The 19,734-nt window shown below is 67.6% G+C and carries 19 protein-coding genes and 1 riboswitch; of the genes, 6 read left to right on the top strand and 13 right to left on the bottom strand.

The window, feature by feature from the left end; genetic code table 11:
- Positions 1-24 precede the first annotated feature (24 nt).
- Positions 25-750, top strand: a complete 726-nt coding sequence (locus AC3B6A_RS03210) for an NYN domain-containing protein (protein ID WP_488400871.1) — start codon at positions 25-27, stop codon at positions 748-750.
- Here the strand turns inward: AC3B6A_RS03210 and AC3B6A_RS03205 are convergent, their stop codons facing one another.
- The 4 genes from AC3B6A_RS03205 to cbiE all read right to left on the bottom strand — a co-directional run bounded on the left by AC3B6A_RS03205 (position 751) and on the right by cbiE (position 4,551).
- Complete coding sequence (locus tag AC3B6A_RS03205) at positions 751-1,374, bottom strand: glutathione S-transferase family protein (protein ID WP_488400870.1); 624 nt, start codon at positions 1,372-1,374, stop codon at positions 751-753.
- A 70-nt stretch (positions 1,375-1,444) separates the two neighbouring features.
- The gene (locus AC3B6A_RS03200) at positions 1,445-2,167 is read right to left on the bottom strand and encodes a cobalt-precorrin-6A reductase (protein WP_488400869.1); all 723 of its coding nucleotides are present in this window, start codon (positions 2,165-2,167) and stop codon (positions 1,445-1,447) included.
- Positions 2,164-3,261: a cobalt-precorrin-5B (C(1))-methyltransferase gene (locus AC3B6A_RS03195; RefSeq protein WP_488400868.1), complete on the bottom strand. Its 1,098-nt coding sequence runs from the start codon at positions 3,259-3,261 to the stop codon at positions 2,164-2,166. The genes AC3B6A_RS03200 and AC3B6A_RS03195 overlap by 4 nt, the downstream gene beginning before the upstream one ends.
- Before the next feature lie 87 nt (positions 3,262-3,348).
- The gene (gene cbiE, locus AC3B6A_RS03190; RefSeq protein ID WP_488400867.1) at positions 3,349-4,551 is read right to left on the bottom strand and encodes a precorrin-6y C5,15-methyltransferase (decarboxylating) subunit CbiE; all 1,203 of its coding nucleotides are present in this window, start codon (positions 4,549-4,551) and stop codon (positions 3,349-3,351) included.
- A gap of 57 nt (positions 4,552-4,608) precedes the next feature.
- A riboswitch (cobalamin riboswitch) is annotated at positions 4,609-4,840 on the top strand.
- Positions 4,841-4,928: 88 nt separating this feature from the next.
- Between cbiE and cobG the strand changes: the two genes are divergently transcribed.
- From cobG to cobJ, 4 genes are read left to right on the top strand one after another with little or no spacing between them, the layout of a single operon-like run.
- Positions 4,929-6,275 (top strand): precorrin-3B synthase, encoded by a 1,347-nt coding sequence (cobG, locus tag AC3B6A_RS03185; RefSeq protein ID WP_488400866.1) that lies wholly within the window; start codon positions 4,929-4,931, stop codon positions 6,273-6,275.
- Complete coding sequence (locus AC3B6A_RS03180) at positions 6,268-6,894, top strand: precorrin-8X methylmutase (protein ID WP_207884721.1); 627 nt, start codon at positions 6,268-6,270, stop codon at positions 6,892-6,894. The genes cobG and AC3B6A_RS03180 overlap by 8 nt, the downstream gene beginning before the upstream one ends.
- Positions 6,891-7,634: a precorrin-2 C(20)-methyltransferase gene (locus AC3B6A_RS03175; RefSeq protein ID WP_488400865.1), complete on the top strand. Its 744-nt coding sequence runs from the start codon at positions 6,891-6,893 to the stop codon at positions 7,632-7,634. Before AC3B6A_RS03180 ends, AC3B6A_RS03175 begins: the two co-directional genes overlap by 4 nt.
- Complete coding sequence (cobJ, locus tag AC3B6A_RS03170) at positions 7,634-9,295, top strand: precorrin-3B C(17)-methyltransferase (protein ID WP_488400864.1); 1,662 nt, start codon at positions 7,634-7,636, stop codon at positions 9,293-9,295. The genes AC3B6A_RS03175 and cobJ overlap by 1 nt, the downstream gene beginning before the upstream one ends.
- 116 nt (positions 9,296-9,411) lie before the next feature.
- Here cobJ and AC3B6A_RS03165 read toward each other — a convergent pair whose 3' ends face one another.
- The 3 genes from AC3B6A_RS03165 to AC3B6A_RS03155 form a co-directional block, all read right to left on the bottom strand.
- On the bottom strand, positions 9,412-9,600 hold the full coding sequence (locus tag AC3B6A_RS03165; RefSeq protein ID WP_488400863.1) for a hypothetical protein: 189 nt from the start codon (positions 9,598-9,600) through the stop codon (positions 9,412-9,414).
- Positions 9,601-9,791: 191 nt separating this feature from the next.
- On the bottom strand, positions 9,792-10,289 hold the full coding sequence (ssb, locus tag AC3B6A_RS03160) for a single-stranded DNA-binding protein (protein ID WP_488400862.1): 498 nt from the start codon (positions 10,287-10,289) through the stop codon (positions 9,792-9,794).
- 18 nt (positions 10,290-10,307) lie between these two features.
- A complete protein-coding gene (locus AC3B6A_RS03155; protein WP_488400861.1) occupies positions 10,308-11,696 on the bottom strand; it encodes an MFS transporter in 1,389 nt (462 codons plus the stop codon).
- Positions 11,697-11,906: 210 nt separating this feature from the next.
- Here AC3B6A_RS03155 and uvrA point away from each other — a divergent pair, with 210 nt between their 5' ends.
- The gene (gene uvrA / locus AC3B6A_RS03150) at positions 11,907-14,741 is read left to right on the top strand and encodes an excinuclease ABC subunit UvrA (protein WP_488400860.1); all 2,835 of its coding nucleotides are present in this window, start codon (positions 11,907-11,909) and stop codon (positions 14,739-14,741) included.
- Between the two features lie 196 nt (positions 14,742-14,937).
- Here uvrA and bfr read toward each other — a convergent pair whose 3' ends face one another.
- The 6 genes from bfr to rpsK all read right to left on the bottom strand — a co-directional run bounded on the left by bfr (position 14,938) and on the right by rpsK (position 19,729).
- Positions 14,938-15,402, bottom strand: coding sequence for a bacterioferritin (bfr, locus tag AC3B6A_RS03145; RefSeq protein ID WP_488400859.1), 465 nt, complete (start codon positions 15,400-15,402; stop codon positions 14,938-14,940).
- Between the two features lie 132 nt (positions 15,403-15,534).
- Positions 15,535-16,983 (bottom strand): catalase KatA, encoded by a 1,449-nt coding sequence (gene katA, locus AC3B6A_RS03140; protein ID WP_488400858.1) that lies wholly within the window; start codon positions 16,981-16,983, stop codon positions 15,535-15,537.
- A gap of 265 nt (positions 16,984-17,248) precedes the next feature.
- Positions 17,249-17,635: a 50S ribosomal protein L17 gene (rplQ, locus tag AC3B6A_RS03135; protein ID WP_488400857.1), complete on the bottom strand. Its 387-nt coding sequence runs from the start codon at positions 17,633-17,635 to the stop codon at positions 17,249-17,251.
- 43 nt (positions 17,636-17,678) lie between these two features.
- Entirely contained in the window at positions 17,679-18,680 is a 1,002-nt protein-coding gene (locus AC3B6A_RS03130) for a DNA-directed RNA polymerase subunit alpha (RefSeq protein ID WP_009617182.1), read from the bottom strand.
- A 22-nt stretch (positions 18,681-18,702) separates the two neighbouring features.
- Positions 18,703-19,323 carry a 30S ribosomal protein S4 gene (gene rpsD, locus AC3B6A_RS03125; RefSeq protein ID WP_488400856.1) on the bottom strand — a complete coding sequence of 207 codons (621 nt, stop codon included), beginning with the start codon at positions 19,321-19,323 and terminating at the stop codon, positions 18,703-18,705.
- Between the two features lie 16 nt (positions 19,324-19,339).
- Positions 19,340-19,729 (bottom strand): 30S ribosomal protein S11, encoded by a 390-nt coding sequence (gene rpsK, locus AC3B6A_RS03120; RefSeq protein WP_003093689.1) that lies wholly within the window; start codon positions 19,727-19,729, stop codon positions 19,340-19,342.
- Positions 19,730-19,734 lie beyond the last annotated feature (5 nt).

Genomic DNA, 19,734 nt, shown 5'->3' with positions numbered 1-19,734 from the left:
CGTTTTGCATTCAGGAGACCGGGAATGTCGACTGCGATCCTTGTGGATGGAGCCTATTTCATCAAACGCTTCCGCCAGATCGAACCTGACAATGCCTACAACGCCGGGCGCGCGGCGGATCTTATCCATCGTTGGGCGACTGCCCACCTGATTCCCACCGCACGGCCTCAGCAGAACGGCCAACCCCGCAGCGATGCCCGCCCTCGGCGTGAGCTCTACCGCATCTTCTTCTACGACTGCCCGCCCCTGCAGCTCAAGCATCACAATCCGATCAGCAAACAGGCCGTCGACTTTTCCAAATCGCGGGAAGCAGTCTTTCGATTGGAACTGCACAATCGCTTGCGCAGCAAACGGAAACTCGCACTGCGCCTGGGGCATCTTTCCAAGGATGTCCGCTGGACGATCAAACCCGACAGGATCGCTCTGTTGCTGCGCGGGCAGCTTCAAGTCTCCGACCTCACGCCTGACGACGTGCGCATCGATACCAAGCAGAAGGGCGTGGACATGCGCATCGACGTGGATGTCGCGTCGCTGTCCTTCAAGAAGCAGGTCGATCAGATCGTTCTTATCGCCGGCGATGCCGACTTCGTGCCGGCCGCCAAGATGGCGCGCCGGGAAGGCATCGACTTCATCCTCGATCCGATGTGGCAATCCATTCCCGACGGGCTCATGGAGCACATCGACGGCTTGCGCTCCACCTGCCCCAGGCCGCCGTCTCGCCAAACCGCACTGCCCGGCTCAACAGCCTGATCAAGGCTCCCCATTGCGCCCATGCAACAGGAACCCCGGCCGCTCGCTGAGCCGCTCGTAATACGCGGCCACGGCGGGCAGTTCCGGGCGCTGCATGGGCGTCAGGTACCAGCGGTTCACCGACAGCCCGAGGACGATATCGGCAAGCGTGAAGCGCTCGCCGGCCACGAAGGCGCCGGTGCTCTGCAGCTGCTGATCGAGGATCGACATGCAGTGGTTCCACTGCGCCTTGCTCAGGGCGATGGCGGATTCGTCGGCATGGCTGGGGCTGTTGCGCACCCGCGCCATGAACACGTAGCGCCAGGCGTTGTTCAGCTCGGTGGCCTGCCAGCCCATCCACTGCTCCACCCGCGCCCGCTCGCGCGGTGAGGCCGGCAGCAGTTCGTTGCATGGATACTGGCTGGCGAGATAGCTGCAGATGGCGTTGGACTCCCAGAGCACGAAGTCGCCGTCGACGATCACCGGCACCATGGCATTGGGATTGAGCGCGAGGAATTCCGCCATGGCGGTGGAGCGAAAGCCCGTGCCCCAGTCTTCCCGCGCGAAGGGCAGGTCCAGTTCGGCGCAGGTCCAGAGCACCTTGCGCACGTTGATCGAAGAGGCGCGTCCGAGGATTCGCAGCATCTATGTCACTCCCTGTGAAAACCGGGGACAGCATACATAGAGCGGTGCGCGGCGTGGACGGAACCCGCGGCTAGGCCAGCGGCTCCAGCGCCGCCCACAGGTCCTCGACGCAGTCGAACTGCCGCGCCACCTCCGGCAGTGGCGGCCGCGCCAGGATCAGCACCGGCACCCCACGCTCGCGGGCGACCTGCAGCTTCGGCTCGGTCGCCTGGCTGCCGCTGTTCTTGCTGACCAGCACGTCGCTGCCCAGACGGGCGAACAGCTCGCGCTCGCCGTCGAGGGTGAAGGGGCCGCGCGCGCCCAGCACCTCGGCGCGCGCGTTGCCCGGCAGGCTTTGCAGGCAACGCACGGTCCAGTGCTGGTGCGCGGGAATCTCGCCGAGGTGCTCCAGCGGCTCGCGGCCCATCGTGAACAGCGGGCGGCGGAAGCTCTCCAGCGCGGCGATCAGTTCCGGCCAGCCGGCCACCTCGCGCCAGTCATCCCCGGCGCCGGCCTGCCAGCCGGGGCGGCGCAGCGCCCAGCAGGGCACGCCGGCCAGTTGCGCGGCGCGGGCGGCGTTGGCGCTGATCTGCGCGGCGTAGGGATGGGTGGCGTCGAGCAGCAGGTCGAAGCCCTGCTCGCGGATGAACGCGGCAAGGCCTTCGGCGCCGCCGTAACCGCCGACGCGCACTGCGCAGACGAGGTCGTCCGGCACCTTGCCCAGGCCGGCGAGGCTGTAGAGGTGCCGCGGACCGAGCCGCCGCGCGATGGCCAGCGCCTCGCCGATGCCGCCGAGCAGCAGGACGCGGGTCATCGTTCCTCCAGGGCCTCGCCCACCAGGTTGCCCTGGCGGTCGATGGCGAAGACTTCCAGCCGCACCCCGGCCGGCACGATGCGCCGGGCGAAGGCCAGGGCGCGGGCGCAGACCGCGTCGCCCAGGGCGATGCCCTCGGCGCGGCACAGCGCCAGCGCCTGCTGGCTGGTATTCGCCTCACGGATACGCTGTTGCAGGTCCGCCGAGGCGCCTATCCCGGCGGCCCATTCGGCCAGCAGCAGCAGGTCGATGCTGGAGTGGCGGCTGTGCAGGTCCATGTGGCCGGCGGCGAGCTTGCTGATCTTGCCGAAGCCGCCGCAGACGCTGAAGCGCTCCACCGGTGCCTTGCGCAGGTGCTTGAGCGCGGCGCCGGCGAAGTCGCCCATCTCGATCAGCGCGCTGTCGTCGAAGCCGTAGCGGCGGCGCATGGCGTCCTCGCTGGCGTTGCCGGTGCAGGCGGCGAGGTGGCGCAGGCCGTTGGCGCGGGCGACGTCGATGCCCTGCTGGATCGAGGCGATGTAGGCGGCGCAGGAGAAGGGCCGGACGATGCCGGTGGTGCCGAGGATCGACAGCCCGCCGAGGATGCCCAGGCGCGGGTTCATGGTCTTCAGCGCCAGCCCGGCGCCGCCCTCGACGCCGATGGTCACCTCGAAGCCGCCGCCGTAGCCGCATTCGGCAGCCAGCGCGGCGAGGTTGTCGCGCATCATCTGGCGCGGCACCGGGTTGATCGCCGGCTCGCCCACCGCGAGCACCAGGCCCGGCTTGGTGACCGTGCCGACGCCTTCGCCGGCGTGGAAGCGCACCCCCGGTTCGGCGCTCAGCGCGACGCGGGCGAAGACCAGCGCGCCGTGGGTCACGTCCGGATCGTCGCCGGCGTCCTTCAGCGTGCCGGCTTCGGCGCCGTCGGCGGTGCGCCGGCAGAACTCCAGGCGCAGGGTCGCGCTGCGCTCCTTCGGCAGGACGATCTGCGCGGCATCCAGGCACTCGCCGGTGAGCAGCAGGCGCGCCGCCGCCAGGCTGGTGGCGGTGGCGCAGCTGCCGGTGGTGTAGCCGCTGCGCAGCGGGCGGGGTTGTTCGGGGGTTTCGTCACGCATCGCGGCAACCACCACAGGATGAGTAGCCCATGCTGCCCGGGATCGATGGGTATCGCTGCGCTCCACCCATCCTACGCAGGAGCGGCATCATGCCTTCCACGCCTCCAGCAGGGTAATCGGCAGCGCCGCGCGCCAGGTGTCGAAGCCGCCCAGCGGCTGGGCCTGGGCGATGGCGATGCGGGTCAGTTCGCCGCCGATGCGTTCGCGCCAGCTCACCAGCAGCGCCTCGCTCTGCAGGGTGACGGCGTTGGCCACCAGCCGGCCGCCGGGCTTGAGCCGGTCCCAGCAGTGCTCGAAGACGCCGGGGACGGTGACGCCGCCGCCGATGAAGATCGCGTCGGGGCGCTCCAGTCCCTGCAGGGCCTCCGGCGCCGCGCCGCAGACCAGTTGCAGCGCCGGCACGCCGAGGGCGTCGCGGTTGCAGCGGATATGCTCCTGGCGGCCTTCGTTGGCCTCGATGGCGAGGCTGCGGCAGCTCGGGTGCGCGCGCATCCATTCGATGCCGATGGAGCCGCAGCCGGCGCCGACGTCCCAGAGCAGCTCGCCGGGTTTCGGCGCCAGCCGCGCCAGGGTCACGGCGCGCACGTCGCGCTTGGTCAACTGGCCGTCGTGGCGGAAGGCATCGTCCGGCAGGCCGGTGGTCAAGGGCAGGCGAAGGGCATCGGCGCCCGCCACGCACTCCAGCGCAATCAGGTTCAGCGCGGCGCTCTCGCTCAGCGACCAGTCGCTGGCCAGCCCGTCGATGCGCCGCTCGGACTCGCCGCCCAGGTGCTCCAGCACGCTGATCCGGCTCGCACCGAAGCCACGCTCGCACAGCAGCGCCGCGACCGCCGCCGGGCTGCCGCCGTCATTGCTGAGGATCAGCAGCCGGGCGCCGTGATGCAGTTGCCCATGGAGCGCCGCCAGCGGGCGCGCCACCAGCGACAGCAGGGTGCAATCCTGCAACGCCCAGCCCAGCCGCGCGGCGGCCAGCGAGGCGGAGGACGGCGCGGGCAGCACGAGGATTTCCTCGGACGGAATCTGCCGGGCGAGGCTCGCGCCGACGCCGAACAGCATCGGGTCGCCGCTGGCCAGCACGCAGGTCGGCTCACCGCGCCGGCGCAGCACCGGCTCCAGGCTGAACGGGCTGGGCCAGGCCTGGCGATGGGCGCGCAGGCCGTGCGGCAGCAGCTCCAGCTGGCGCGGCGCGCCGATCACTTCGCGGGCGGCGAGCAGGGCGCGGCGCGCGGCCTTGCCGAGGCCGGCATAACCGTCCTCGCCGATGCCGACGATGGTCAGCCAGGGCGTCATGAAAACTCCTCGGGTCGATCCGACGGGCAGGCTTTTCCCGCCCTCGGGCAAAGCAGGCATAATACCCGCATCGTCGGTGCTCGTAGGACGCTTCGCTGTTTGATCGCGATGCATCCGGGAGCCGAAGAGGGAACACGGCTGAACCGTGGCTGCCCCCGCAACTGTAAGCAGCGAGTCCGCGCAATCCGATCGCATGGCAGACATGTCGATCTGGCCACTGGGCAACCGGGAAGGCCGCGCAGGATGACGACCTGCCAGCCAGGAGACCTGCCGACGAGACCAGTCGCGCGTGCGCACATCGAGCGGGGTGTATCGGTGTCGTGAAATCCCCTCCGGGGGATTCGCAGGTCACCGCGACCCCAGCCCTGGTGACCTCCGTGCACGACTCCTCAGCTCTGCCCGTCCGACCGCATGCCTGCCCCGGCCTGCTGCGCATCGTGGCTTCCCGCGATGGCGGCATCTGCCGCATCAAGCTGCCCTGTGGACAACTCGACGCCCGCGCCGCCCGCGCCATCGCCGCTGCCGCCGGACGCCACGCCGACGGCGTGCTGGAGGCGACCAACCGCGCCAACCTGCAGATCCGCGGCGTGCATGCCGGCGCCGGGAACGCGCTGAGCCGCGAACTGCTGGCCGCCGGCCTCGGCCCGCGCGAGCTGGCGGCGGACGACGTGCGCAACCTGCTGGTCAGCCCGGCCCTCGGCCTGGACGCCGCCACGGCGTTCGACGCCGGCCCGCTGGCGCGCCAACTGCTCGACCTGCTGGAGCGCACCCCGCGCTTCCACGGCCTGTCGCCCAAGTTCGGCGTGCAGCTGGACGGCGGCGAGTCGCTGGCGATGCTGGAGCACCCCAACGATATCTGGCTGTCGGCGATGTCCGACGACGCCGCGCCGCATTTCGCCTTCGGGCTCGCCGGCTGTCCACCGCAGATCGGGACGGATCGCCCCGCCCTGGCGGCAGTCTCCGCCGAGCAGGTGCCGCTGCTGGTGGAAAGCCTGCTGCACCTGTTCCTCGACCTGGCCGGCGACGGCCAGACGCGCATGCGCCACCTGCGCGAGACGCTGGGCGACGCCGCGCTGCTGGAGCGCCTGCAGCAACGCCTGCCCTTCCCGCTGCTGTACGGTCCGCTTGTGGACAACTGGCGGCGCCCTGCGCCGGATGCCTACGCGCACCTCGGCATGCGTCCGCAGCGCCAGCCGGAGCGCGCCCTGGTCGGCGCGGGATTCGTCCTCGGCCGCCTCGACAGCGCCACGCTGCTCGGCCTCGCCGATCTGGCGGAGCGTTTCAGCGGCGGGCAACTGCGCCTGACGCCCTGGCAAAGCCTGATCCTCCCCGACGTGGCGCAGGCCGATGCCGCCGTCGCGCTCGGCGCGCTGGGCGAGCTCGGCCTGGTGATCGACGCGGCCCAGCCGCTGTCGCGCCTCGTCGCCTGCAGCGGCTCCAGCGGCTGCGCGCGCGGGCTGGCCGACACCAAGGGCGACGCCCTGCGCCTGGCCGAACGCCTGCGCCACGCGCCGCCGGCCGGCGTGCACCTGTGCGGCTGCCCGCGCTCCTGCGCCGCCGCCCACATTGCGCCGCATACCCTGCTGGCCGTCGCCGACGGCCGCTACGACCTGTTCCGTCGCGCTGACGGCGTGGCCGGCTTCGGCCAGCCGCTGGCGCGCAACCTTTCCCTCGACGAGGCCTGCGACCTACTCGCCGCCCCCGGAGCCCTTCCCGATGCTTGATTACATCCGCGACGGCCAGGCGATCTACCGCCAGTCCTTCGCCACCATTCGCGCCGAAGCCGACCTGTCCGGCATCCCCGCCGACCTGGAGAAGCTCGCCGTGCGGGTGATCCACGCCTGCGGCATGGTCGACGTGGTGCAGGACCTGCGCTTCTCCGCCGGCGCCGGCGCCATCGGCCGGGCGGCGCTGGCCGCCGGCGCGCCGATCCTCTGCGATGCGCGGATGGTCGCCGAGGGCATCACCCGCGCGCGCCTGCCGGCGCACAACGAGGTGATCTGCACCCTCAACGACCCGGACGTCCCGGCGCTCGCCCGCGAGCTGGGCAACACCCGCTCGGCGGTGGCGCTGGAACACTGGCGCGAACACCTGGAAGGCAGCGTGGTGGTGATCGGCAACGCGCCGACCGCCCTCTTCTACCTGCTGGAAATGCTCGACGCCGGCGCGCCGAAACCGGCGCTGATCCTCGGTTTCCCGGTGGGTTTCGTCGGCGCCATGGAGTCCAAGGACGCCCTCGCCGCCGACAGCCGCGGCGTGCCCTACGTGATCGTCCGTGGCCGCCGTGGCGGCAGCGCGATGGCGGCCGCGGCGGTGAACGCCCTGGCCACGGAGGTGGAATGATGGCCGGCCGCCTCATCGGCCTGGGCGTCGGCCCGGGCGACCCGGAACTGCTGACCCTCAAGGCCCTGCGCCTGCTGCGCGCATCCCCGGTGATCGGCTACTTCGTGGCCAAGGCCAAGCACCACGCCGGCCACGGCGGCAACGCCTTCGCCATCATCGAGGAGCACCTGCTCGACTCGCAGCAGCGCCTGCCGCTGGTCTACCCGGTGACCACCGAGAAGCTGGAGCCGCCGCTGACCTACGAAGGCGTGATCAGCGACTTCTACGACACCGCCGCCGCGCAGGTGGCCGCGCACCTGGATGCCGGCCGCGACGTGGCGGTGATCTGCGAGGGCGACCCGTTCTTCTACGGGTCCTACATGTACCTGCATGACCGTCTTGCGGAGCGCTACGACACCGAAGTCGTGCCCGGCGTCTGCTCGATGCTGGGCAGCGCGGCAGTGCTCGGCGTGCCGCTGGTGTATCGCAACCAGAGCCTGTCGGTGCTTTCCGGCGTGCTGCCGGAAGACGAGCTCAAGCGCCGCCTGGCCGACGCCGATGCGGCGGTGGTGATGAAGCTGGGGCGCAACTTCGACAAGGTCCGCCGCGTGCTGCGCGAGCTGGGCCGCGATGGCGGCGCGCATTACGTCGAGCGGGCGACCATGCGCGAGCAGCGCATCGTCGCGCTGGACGAGGTCGACCCGATGGCCTCGCCCTACTTCTCGATGATCGTCATCCCCGGCCAGCGGTGGAACGGCTGATGCGCGCCGCCATCGTCATCCTCGGCCAGGGCGCGCTGGCCACCGCACGGCGCATCCAGGGCGCTTATCCACAGGCGCGGGTGCTGGGCCTGAAGGGTCGCGTCGAAGGCGCCGATGAGTCCTACGCGAATTTCGGCGAAACCCTGCGCCAGCTCTACCGCGACGACACCCCGATCATCGCCCTGTGCGCCGCCGGCATCGTCATCCGCACCCTCGCTCCGCTGCTCACGCCCTCAATGGCAGACAAGGGCGCGGAGCCGCCGGTGCTGGCCGTGGCCGAAGACGGCAGCGCGGTGGTGCCGCTGCTCGGCGGACTGGGCGGGGTGAACCGCATGGCCCGCGAAGTCGCCGCCGCACTGGAGGTGGCGCCGGCAATCACCACCAGCGGCGAGCTGCGTTTCGGCGCCTGCCTGCTCGACCCGCCGCAGGGCTATGCGCTGGCGGATATCGAACAGGGCAAGCGCTTCGTCTCCGACCTGCTGGGCGGCGACAGTCTGCGCATCGAGGGCGAGGCGCCCTGGCTGGACGGGCTGGACCTGCCGCTGGCCGAGGACGCCGCGCACACCCTGCGCATCGATGCGCGCGCCGAGGGCATCGCGCGCAACGAGCTGCGCATCCATCCGCGCATCGTCCTCGCCCACATCACGCTGGCGGATTCGCAGCTGCCCGGACGCATCCGCCTGGGCCTCGCACAAGCCGGGCTGGCCGCGGCATCGCTGGCCGCGCTGCTGGCGCCGCGCTGCCGCATGGCCGATCCGGCACTGGCCGAGGTGGCCCGCGAGCTGGGCGTGCCGCTGCGGTTTATCCACAGCGACGACGCGTTGCCGCCGGCCGTGCTGCACGGCGACTCCTTCCACCTGCACCGCGCTGCCACGCCGGTCGAAGCCGAAGGTATCGGCCAGCCGCGCGGGCGGCTCAGCGTGATCGGCCTCGGCCCCGGCGCCAGCGACTTCATGATTCCCGCCGTGCGCCGCGCGCTGGACGAGGCGCAGGACCTGCTCGGCTACGAGACCTACGTGAAGATGGCCGAGCCATTGCGCGACGACCAGGTGCGCCACTGCACCGACAACCGCGAGGAGATGCAGCGCGCCCGCCACGCCTTCGAGCTGGCCGCCAGCGGGCGGCGGGTGGTGGTGATTTCCTCCGGCGACCCCGGCGTGTTCGCCATGGCCGCCGCGGTGATGGAGGCGCTGCACGAGAGCAATGATCCGGAGTGGCACGGCGTGGAGCTGGAAGTGCTGCCGGGCGTGTCCGCCGCGCTGGCCGCCGCCGCGAAGGCCGGCGCGCCGCTGGGGCACGATTTCTGCCTGATCTCGCTGTCGGACAACCTCAAGCCCTGGGAGACCATCGAAAAGCGCCTCGACCATGCCGGCGCCGCCGACCTGGCCATGGCCTTCTACAACCCGATTTCCAGGGCCCGCCCGTGGCAACTGGGCCGCGCGCTGGAGATCGTGCGCCGCCACCGTTCGCCGGAGACCCTGGTGGTGCTCGGCCGCGACATCGGCCGCCCGGCCGAGGCGCTGCGGGTGGTGACGCTCGGCGAGTTGGTGCCGGAAATGGTGGACATGCGCACCCTGGTGATCGTCGGTTCATCGCTGACCCGGCGCTTCCCCCGCGCCGGCGGTGGCGACTGGGTGTATACGCCGCGCTGGTATCGCTGAGCCGCGGGAGCGGTCGCGGGCAGGCTCGCTCGCATGGCGCAGGGCAGGCGCCCGCCGGGGATGGCGGCGCCGCCCGGTCCCCCGTGGCGCGGCCGGCGCCACGGGGGCTTTCGCGTCTAGAGCTCCATCAGCTGGTGCTGGCGCGTCTCCAGCTCCAGGGAAACGCGGTAGGCCTGCGCTTCCCGCTCGGTGTGGAAGATGCCGACCAGCTGGCCTTCCTGGTGCACATCCCAGCAACGCCCGCCCTGGGCGCGGAACTCGCGGGATTTATGGTCGTCGTCACGCTCGGTCACTGTAATGCTCATGTCTTTTCTTCTCCGGTTTTGCCGTACGGCAAGGCAGCTCCAGATTCATTTAATTAGCTGGCTAATTAAATGGCGGTTTGCGAGAAAGACTGTTACGGGCATTCGCCAAAACCAGCGTCCCAGAAACGCAAAAGCGCAGCTCGAAGGCTGCGCTCTTGGGGACGGGTCTCCCGGGGGAGACGTCGTTCGACTCAGAACGGAATGTCGTCGTCGAAGCTGTCGTAGTCCGGGGCCGGCTGCGGAGCGGGCTGGGACTGCTGCTGCGGGGCCGGACGCGGGGCCTGCTGCGGACGCTGCTGCGGCTCGCGCGGAGCACGCGGGGCATCGTCGCCACCGGCACCCGGACGGCCACCGAGCAGCTGCATGTTGCCGTTGATGTCGACCACGATCTCGGTGGTGTAGCGGTCCTGACCGTCCTGACCCTGCCACTTGCGGGTGCGCAGGCTGCCTTCGACGTAGATCTGCGAACCCTTGCGCACGTACTCGGCGACGATCTCCGCCAGGCGACCGAAGAACACCACGCGGTGCCACTCGGTACGTTCCTGCTGCTGACCGGTCTGCTTGTCCTTCCAGCTTTCGCTGGTGGCCAGGGTAATGTTGGTGACGGCGTTGCCGTTGGGCAGGTAGCGGGTTTCCGGATCGCCACCGACGTTACCAACCAGAATGACTTTGTTAACCCCACGGGCCATGACGCTCTCCTAAAGGCTTCAGCACGTCGCCGACTCGGCGCCGGCAAGGCGCTCGAGGGACGTGCGATCCACTTGTTGGGAATCTACTTTGACATACGCGGCGGCCTCTTCGATGACCACCATCACATCGCTCACACCGGGCAATGCCTTGAAACGCTCGGCCAACGAGGCATCGCGCAGCGCCTCAGCGGACAGGGGCAGGCGAATGCTCGTTACATACGGCGGTTCACGCATGGTAACAGCAATCGCCAGCCAGATGGCAGCAAGGACGGCGCAGCCGATGAATACCCCGTTCAGGCCGCCATGCTGGAACATCCAGCCGCCCAGGATGCCGCCCACCGCGGCGCCGAGGAACTGCGCGGTGGAGTACACGCCCATCGCCGTGCCCTTGCCGCCGGCGGGCGAAACCTTGCTCACCAGCGAGGGCAGCGAGGCCTCCAGCAGGTTGAACGCGGTGAAGTAGACGATGATGCCGAACACCAGTTCCTGCAGGCTGTCGCCGAAGGCCCAGAAGTACAGTTCGCAGAGCATCATGGTCGCCACCGCGCCGCTCAGCACGCGCTTCATCTGGCGCTTCTTCTCGGCGTAGATGATGAACGGCACCATGCCGAAGAAGCCGACCAGCAGCGCGGTCAGGTACACCCACCAATGCTGCTCCTTGGGCAGCCCGGCGCGCTCCACCAGCGCCAGCGGCAGGGCCACGAAGCTGGCCATGAGGATGGCGTGCAGGACCAGGATGCCGACGTCCAGGCGCAGCAGTTCGGGGTTCTTCAGGGTCGGGATCAGCGACTGCCTGGCCACGCTGGATTCGCGGTGCTGCATGCGGTGATCCGGCACCGGCACCATGAACAGGATGATCAGGACGCCCACCAGCGCCATGCCGGAGGTGAACCAGAACAGCCCGTGCAGGCCGAACCAGTGGGTCAGCACCGGGCCGGCGACCATGGAGGCGGCGAAGGATACGCCGATGCTCAGGCCGATGATGGCCATGGCCTTGGTGCGGTGCTGTTCGCGGGTCAGGTCCGAAAGCAGCGCCATGACCACCGCGGAAATCGCCCCGGCGCCCTGGATCACCCGGCCGGCGATGACGCCCCAGATGGTCTCGGAGCTGGCGGCCACCGCCGCGCCCGCGGCGAAGACCAGCAGGCCGACGACGATGATCGCGCGGCGGCCGATGCGGTCGGACAGCGTGCCCAGCGGAATCTGCAGGATGGCCTGGGTCAGGCCGTAGGCGCCCATGGCGAAACCGATGAGTGCCGGGGTCGAGCCGCTCAGCTCCATGCCGTAGGTCATCATGACCGGCAGCAGCATGAACATGCCGAGCATGCGGAAGGCGTAAAGCAGCGCCAGGCCGGATGTCGCCCTGAGTTCGGTGCCACTCATGCGCTCAGTGTGGGAATCGTGCATAAGCCCCTCGTGGGAAGACGGATTTGGGGAACGCGCTGAATGGCCCCCGTGACGGCATACTCATCCGCGGAGCGGATGGCCGGCTGGCGCCGCGCCGAAAATAGCCGCGCATTCTACCAGCCCTGCCGCACGCCGGCACAGTCGCGACTTTGCCGCGCGCTCATGGCCAGCCTTATACTCAGCGGTTTTCGCCCGCCATGCGAGGCCGCTGTGGACCAGATCCTCATCCGTGGGGCACGTACCCACAACCTGAAGAACATCGACCTGACCCTGCCGCGCGACAAGCTGATCGTGATCACCGGCCTGTCCGGTTCCGGCAAGTCTTCCCTGGCCTTCGACACGCTCTACGCCGAGGGCCAGCGCCGCTACGTGGAATCCCTGTCGGCCTACGCCCGGCAGTTCCTCTCGATGATGGAAAAGCCCGACGTCGACACCATCGAGGGCCTGTCGCCGGCGATTTCCATCGAGCAGAAATCCACCTCGCACAACCCGCGCTCCACCGTCGGCACCATCACCGAGATCTACGACTACCTGCGCCTGCTCTACGCCCGCGTCGGCATCCCGCGCTGCCCGGACCACGACATCCCGCTGGAGGCGCAGACCGTCAGCCAGATGGTCGACCAGGTGCTGGCGCTGCCCGAAGGCCGCAAGCTGATGCTGCTGGCCCCGGTGATCCGCGAGCGCAAGGGCGAGCACCTGGCGGTGTTCGAGGAGATGCGCGCCCAGGGCTTCGTCCGCGCCCGCGTCAACGGCAAGCTCTATGAGCTGGACGAACTGCCCAAGCTGGACAAGAAGCTCAAGCACACCATCGACATCGTGGTCGACCGCTTCAAGGTCCGCGCCGACCTGCAGCAGCGCCTGGCGGAGTCCTTCGAGACGGCGATCAACCTGGCCGACGGCATCGCGCTCGTGGCTCCGATGGACGATGAAGAAGGCGAGGAGATGATCTTCTCCGCCCGCTTCGCCTGCCCGGTCTGCGGCCACTCGATCAGCGAGCTGGAACCCAAGCTGTTCTCCTTCAACAACCCGGCCGGCGCCTGCCCGACCTGCGACGGCCTGGGCGTGAAGCAGTTCTTCGACGCGCGCCGGGTGGTCAACGGCGAGCTGACCCTGGCCGAGGGCGCGATCCGCGGCTGGGACCGGCGCAACGTCTATTACTTCCAGATGCTCGGCTCGCTGGCCGGGCACTTCGGCTTCAGCCTGGAGGAGCCCTTCCAGGACCTCGATCCGGAGCACCAGAAGTTCATCCTCAACGGCTCGGGCCGCGAGAACGTCGAGTTCCGCTACCTCAACGACCGCGGCGACATCGTCAAGCGCGCGCACCCCTTCGAGGGCATCCTGCCCAACCTGGAACGCCGCTACCGCGAGACCGAGTCGGCCACCGTGCGCGAGGAGCTGGCCAAGTTCCTCAGCACCCAGCCCTGCCCGGACTGCCACGGCACCCGCCTGCGCCGCGAGGCGCGCCATGTGTGGGTCGGCGACAAGACCCTGCCGGCGGTCACCTCGATGCCGGTGGGCGCGGCCTGTGATTACGTCTCGGGCCTGACCCTGACCGGCCGCCGGGGCGAGATCGCCGCGAAGATCCTCAAGGAAATCCGCGAGCGCCTGCAGTTCCTGGTCAACGTCGGCCTCGACTACCTGACCCTGGACCGCAGCGCCGACACCCTGTCCGGCGGCGAGGCCCAGCGCATCCGCCTGGCCAGCCAGATCGGCGCCGGCCTGGTGGGCGTGATGTACATCCTCGACGAACCCTCCATCGGCCTGCACCAGCGCGACAACGAGCGCCTGCTGGGCACCCTCACCCACCTGCGCAACCTGGGCAACACGGTGATCGTGGTGGAGCACGACGAGGACGCCATCCGCCTCGCCGACTACGTGGTCGATATCGGCCCCGGCGCGGGCGTGCACGGCGGACAGATCGTCGCCGAGGGCACCCCGCAGGAGGTCATGGAGCATCCCGGCTCGCTCACCGGCAAGTACCTCTCCGGCCGCACCAAGATCCGGGTGCCGGCCGAGCGCACGCCGCGCAACAAGAAGCAGCTGCTCAAGCTCAAGGGCGCGCGCGGCAACAACCTGCAGAACGTCAACCTGGAAATCCCGGTCGGCCTGTTCACCTGCGTCACCGGCGTGTCCGGCTCGGGCAAGTCGACGCTGATCAACAACACCCTGTTCCCGATCACCGCCACCGCGCTGAACGGCGCCACCAGCCTGGAAGTCGCGCCCCACGATTCCTTCGACGGCCTGCAGCACCTGGACAAGGTGGTGGACATCGACCAGAGCCCGATCGGCCGCACCCCGCGCTCCAACCCGGCCACCTACACCGGCCTGTTCACGCCGATCCGCGAGCTGTTCGCCGGCGTGCCGGAAGCCCGCTCGCGCGGCTACGGCCCGGGGCGCTTCTCGTTCAACGTCAAGGGCGGCCGCTGCGAGGCCTGCCAGGGCGACGGCGTGATCAAGGTGGAGATGCACTTCCTGCCGGACATCTACGTCCCCTGCGACGTCTGCAAGGGCAAGCGCTACAACCGCGAGACCCTGGAAGTCCGCTACAAGGGCAAGAGCATCACCGAGGTGCTCGACATGACCATCGAGGACGCGCGCGAATTCTTCGACGCCGTCCCGGCCATCGCCCGCAAGCTGCAGACGCTGATGGACGTCGGCCTGTCGTACATCAAGCTGGGGCAGAGCGCGACCACCCTGTCCGGCGGCGAGGCGCAGCGGGTCAAGCTGTCCCGCGAGCTGTCCAAGCGCGATACCGGCAAGACCCTGTACATCCTCGACGAGCCGACCACCGGCCTGCACTTCGCGGATATCCAGCAACTGCTCGACGTGCTGCACCGCCTGCGCGACCACGGCAACACGGTGGTGGTGATCGAGCACAACCTCGACGTGATCAAGACCGCCGACTGGCTGGTCGACCTCGGCCCCGAGGGCGGTTCCAAGGGCGGGCAGATCATCGCCACCGGCACGCCGGAGCAGGTCGCGGAGCTGGAGGTGTCGCATACCGGGCGCTTCCTCAAGCCGCTGCTGGAGCGGGATCGGGCCTGATCGCGCTCACATGAAAAAGCCCCTGCTGCCAATCGGCGCAGGGGCTTTTTTCTGCTCTTCGTAGGAGCGAGCTTGCTCGCGAACCACCTGAAACCGCAGTCGCCGGGAAGCTCTGTTCGCGAGCAAGCTCGCTCCTACAAAAGCAAAGCCCTCGACGCGTTGGCACCGAGGGCTCTTTGCAAACCGCAGCCGCGAATCAGATCTGCGACTGCAGGTAATTCTCCAGGCCGACCTTCCGGATCAGGCCGAGCTGCTGCTCCAGCCAGTAGGCGTGGTCTTCCTCGGTGTCGATCAGTTGGGCCTTGAGGATGTCGCGGGAGACGAAGTCCCTGTGCTGCTCGCAGAGGGCGATGCCCTTGGCCAGCGCGGCGCGCACGTGGCGCTCCAGCTTCAGGTCGGCCTCGAGCATCTCCGGCACGGTTTTGCCCGGGCGGATGTCGTCCGGACGCATGCGCGGGGTGCCTTCCAGCAGCAGGATGCGGCGCAGCAGGGCGTCGGCGTGCTGGGTTTCCTCTTCCATCTCGTGGTTGAGACGCTCGTAGAGCTTGCTGAAGCCCCAGTCCTCGTACATGCGCGAATGGACGAAGTACTGGTCGCGCGCGGCCAACTCCCCCGTCAGCAGCGTGTTCAGATAGTCGATAACCTCGGCGTGGCCTTGCATCAGCCTTCTCCCTGGAGCGTGACAGCGAATTGAACGGCGCTATGGTCGCGACTGGCCATGACCGGGGTCAAGCCCGGTGGTGGCACAAATGAAGCCACCCTCCGCAGAGGGTGGCTGGTTGTGCGGTACAGATTAGGCCAGGTTCAGGCCCAGCGCCTTGGCGACGCCTTCGCCGTAGGCCGGGTCGATCCTGGCGAACAGCTCGACCTGACGGCGCTGGATGGTCTCCGGCACCCCGGCCATGTCGCCGGCGATGTTCGCGTACAGACGCTGCCGCTGCGCCTCGTCGAACAGGCCGAACAGCGCGGCCGGCTGGCTGTAATAGTCATCGTCGACCCGGTGGTTCCAGTGGTCGGCGCTGCCTTCCAGGGTCAGCGGCGGCTCGGAGTAGTCCGGCTGCTCCTGCCACTGGCTGAAACCGTTCGGCTCGTAGGTGACGGTCATGTCGCCGTTGTTGCCGTCGACCCGCATGGCGCCGTCGCGGTGGTAGATGCGCGGGTTGTTGCGCGCGGCGTTCACCGGGATCTGGTGGTGGTTCACGCCCAGGCGGTAGCGATGCGCATCACCGTAGGAGAACAGGCGGCCCTGGAGCATCCTGTCCGGCGAGAAGCCGATGCCGGGGACGATATTCGCCGGGCTGAAGGCGGACTGCTCGACCTCGGCGAAGTAATTCGCCGGGTTGCGGTTCAGCTCGAAGTAGCCCACTTCGATCAGCGGGTAATCAGCGTGCGGCCAGACCTTGGTCAGGTCGAAGGGGTTGTAGCGATAGGTCGCCGCGTCCTTCTCCGGCATCACCTGGATGAACATCGTCCAACGCGGGAAATCACCGCGCTCGATGGCGTCGTACAGGTCGCGTTGCGAGCTTTCGCGATCGGCGCCCACCAGACGGGCAGCTTCCTCGTTGCTCAGGTTCTCGATGCCTTGCTGGGTCCTGAAGTGGAACTTGACCCAGAAACGCTCATTGCCGGCATTGATGAAGCTGAAGGTGTGGCTGCCGAAGCCATGGACGTGGCGGTAGCTGCGCGGCAGGCCGCGATCGCTGAAGTCGATGGTCAGCTGGTGCAGGGCTTCGGGCAGGTGCGAGAAGAAGTCCCACTTCAGGGTGGCATTGCGCAGGTTGGTGCGCGGATCGCGCTTCACCACGTGGTTCAGGTCAGGGAATTTCAGCGGATCGCGGAAGTAGAAGACCGGGGTGTTGTTACCCACCAGGTCCCAGTTGCCTTCCTCGGTGTAGAACTTCAGGGCGAAACCGCGGATATCACGCTCGGCGTCCGCCGCACCACGTTCGCCGGCAACGGTGGAGAAACGCAGGAACAGCTCGGTCTGCTTGCCGACCTGGGAAAACAGCCTGGCGCGGGTGTAGCGGGTGATGTCGTGGGTGACGGTGAAGGTGCCGTGGGCCGCCGAGCCCTTGGCATGCATGCGGCGCTCCGGGATCACTTCGCGGTCGAAGTGCGCCAGTTTCTCCAGGAACCACACGTCCTGCAGCAGCATCGGTCCGCGCGGGCCGGCGGTCTGGACGTTCTGGTTATCGGCGACCGGCGCTCCGGCAGCGGTCGTCAGACGGGTTTTGTCGCTCATCGTTACTCTCCTCAACGGCGGGTTGTACGGTGGCCGCTGCCCACGCAAGGTGTGGCATGGCCCGACATCCCGATCGGACAATTAAGTGCCTTCCCGGCGCTGGCTGGCGATCCAGCCTGGCTCTGCGGAAGGCGACGTCGTCAAGGATCGGTGAGGAGACGGTTGATCAGCCAATTTATTGATTCGAGCTTATCGATAGAGAAAAACTTTTCGATAGGCGATAAAAAACCGGGCACAAGGCCCGGTTTCTTATAAGGCGTAAACCTTACTCGGCAGCTTCAACAGCACCGCCGACAGCACGGTCTACCAGCTCGACGTACGCCATGGGAGCGTTGTCGCCGGCACGGAAGCCGCACTTGAGGATGCGCAGGTAGCCGCCCGGACGGTTGGCGTAGCGCTTGCCCAGGTCGTTGAACAGCTTGCCTACGGCTTCTTTCGAACGGGTACGGTCGAAAGCCAGACGACGGTTGGCAACGTTGTCCACTTTAGCCAGGGTGATCAGCGGCTCGGCAACGCGACGCAGTTCCTTGGCCTTGGGCAGGGTGGTTTTGATCAGTTCGTGTTCGAAGAGCGACACAGCCATGTTCTGGAACATAGCCTTGCGGTGTGCGCTGGTGCGGCTCAGGTGACGACCACTTTTACGATGGCGCATGGTTCAATTCCTTTCCAAACTTTACGTTTGGTAGCTACGACGATCAGGCAGTCGCCTTGTCGTCTTTCTTGAGGCTTGCCGGCGGCCAGTTGTCGAGGCGCATACCGAGGGACAGACCGCGAGAGGCCAGAACGTCCTTGATTTCGGTCAGGGACTTCTTGCCCAGGTTCGGAGTTTTCAGCAGCTCTACTTCGGTGCGCTGGATCAGGTCACCGATGTAGTAGATGTTCTCCGCCTTGAGGCAGTTGGCCGAACGGACGGTCAGCTCCAGATCATCGACCGGACGCAGCAGGATCGGATCGATCTCGTCTTCCTGCTCTTCAACGACAGGCTCGCTATCGCCCTTGAGGTCCACGAACGCTGCCAGCTGCTGTTGCAGGATGGTAGCGGCGCGACGGATAGCCTCTTCGGGGTCCAGGGTGCCGTTGGTTTCCAGATCGAGGACCAGCTTGTCCAGGTTGGTACGCTGTTCGACACGGGCGTTCTCGACCACGTAGGCAACACGACGCACGGGGCTAAACGAGGCGTCGAGCTGCAGACGGCCGATGCTACGGCTTTCGTCTTCATCGCTCGAACGGGCATCAGCCGGCTCGTAGCCACGGCCACGAGCGACTTTCAGCTTCATGTTCAGCGCGCCGTTATCGGCCAGGTGGGCGATAACATGGTCACCGTTGACGATCTCGACATCATGATCCAGCTGAATATCGGCAGCGGTCACCACACCCGAGCCCTTTTTCGCCAGGGTCAGCGTCACTTCGTCACGGCCGTGCAGCTTGATGGCCAGGCCTTTCAGGTTGAGCAGGATCTCGATGACATCTTCCTGCACACCTTCGATGGCGGAGTACTCGTGGAGTACTCCGTCGATCTCGGCCTCGACCACTGCACAGCCAGGCATGGAGGACAACAGGATGCGACGCAGCGCGTTGCCCAGGGTATGGCCGAAACCACGCTCGAGGGGCTCGAGGGTGATCTTGGCGCGGGTTTGGCTGACCACCTGCACATCGATGTGGCGGGGGGTCAGGAACTCATTTACCGAACTCTGCATGGATGCACCTATTTTCTAGCCCTTACTTGGAGTAGAGCTCGACAATCAGGTTTTCGTTGATGTCGGCGGACAGGTCGGAACGAGCCGGAACACTTTTGAAGGTGCCGGACTTCTTGTCGCTATCCACTTCGACCCACTCAACGCGACCGCGCTGGGCGCACAGATCCAGGGCTTGAGCGATACGCAGCTGGTTCTTCGATTTCTCGCGAACAGCAACGACGTCGCCTGCTTTGACCTGGTAGGACGGTACGTTCACGGTCTGACCGTTGACGCTGATGGTCTTGTGGGACACCAGCTGACGGGATTCGGAACGAGTGGAACCGAAGCCCATACGGTAGACGACGTTGTCCAGACGGCACTCGAGCAGCTGCAGCAGGTTCTCACCAGTGGAGCCCTTGCGGCGGGACGCTTCCTGATAGTAGCCACGGAATTGACGTTCCAGAACGCCGTAGATGCGGCGGACTTTCTGCTTCTCGCGCAGCTGCAGACCGTAATCGGACAGACGACCACGACGCTGGCCATGCTGGCCAGGAACGTTTTCTGCCTTGCACTTCGAGTCGAGGGCGCGGGCGCCGCTCTTCAGGAACAGATCAGTGCCTTCGCGGCGAGACAGTTTGCACTTGGGACCAATGTAACGAGCCATTTCTCACTGTCTCCTATTACACGCGACGCTTTTTCGGCGGACGGCAGCCGTTGTGCGGGATCGGGGTTACGTCGGTGATGCTGGCGATCTTGTAACCGCAGGCATTCAGCGCACGAACAGCCGACTCGCGGCCCGGACCCGGGCCCTTGACGTTGACGTCGAGGTTCTTCAGACCGTATTCCAGAGCAGCCTGGCCGGCACGCTCGGCCGCTACCTGGGCAGCGAACGGGGTGCTCTTACGCGAGCCGCGGAAGCCCGAACCACCGGAGGTAGCCCAGGACAGGGCGTTGCCCTGACGGTCGGTGATGGTAACGATGGTGTTGTTGAAGGACGCGTGGATATGCGCGATCCCGTCAACCACCGTCTTTTTGACTTTCTTACGAGGACGAGCAGCAGGTTTTGCCATGACTA

Source organism: Pseudomonas sp. B12(2026) (assembly GCF_057767015.1).
The sequence above is the reverse complement of the archived record's forward strand: the minus strand, read 5'-3'. Positions and strand labels throughout refer to the sequence as shown.